Origin of the sequence: Exiguobacterium sp. s130, from assembly GCF_018619055.1 — a bacterium.
Classification (GTDB): domain Bacteria; phylum Bacillota; class Bacilli; order Exiguobacteriales; family Exiguobacteriaceae; genus Exiguobacterium_A.
The window spans coordinates 1-356 of the sequence record NZ_JACSNI010000020.1 but is presented as its reverse complement, the minus strand read 5'-3'; the positions used below and the strand labels follow the sequence as shown (position 1 = coordinate 356).

Annotated in this window: 2 tRNA genes; both read right to left on the bottom strand. The window is 49.7% G+C overall.

The features are described 5' to 3' along the window. Window positions 1-108: 108 nt before the first annotated feature. Window positions 109-185, bottom strand: a tRNA-Pro gene (locus tag HZS85_RS16645). A gap of 5 nt (window positions 186-190) precedes the next feature. After that, window positions 191-264 (bottom strand) — tRNA-Arg (locus HZS85_RS16640). Window positions 265-356: the final 92 nt, after the last annotated feature.

The window sequence follows — 356 nt, the reverse complement described above, 5'->3', positions numbered from 1 at the left end:
AGTCACGATTGACGAAGCTTGCGCTTCATTCGTTTTTGTATTCCGTAGAATACGATTTTTGCCTCATCGTTCAGTTTTCAAAGTCCAATGTATTTCGTATGAAAATAATGGTCGGGAAGACAGGATTCGAACCTGCGACCCCTTGGTCCCAAACCAAGTGCTCTACCAAGCTGAGCTACTTCCCGAAAAGTGCACCCTGAGAGATTCGAACTCCCGACCCCTTGATTCGTAGTCAAGTACTCTATCCAGCTGAGCTAAGGGTGCATCATATGGTGCGGTCGAGAGGACTTGAACCTCCACGATGTTGCCACCACTAGGCCCTCAACCTAGCGCGTCTACCGATTCCGCCACGACCG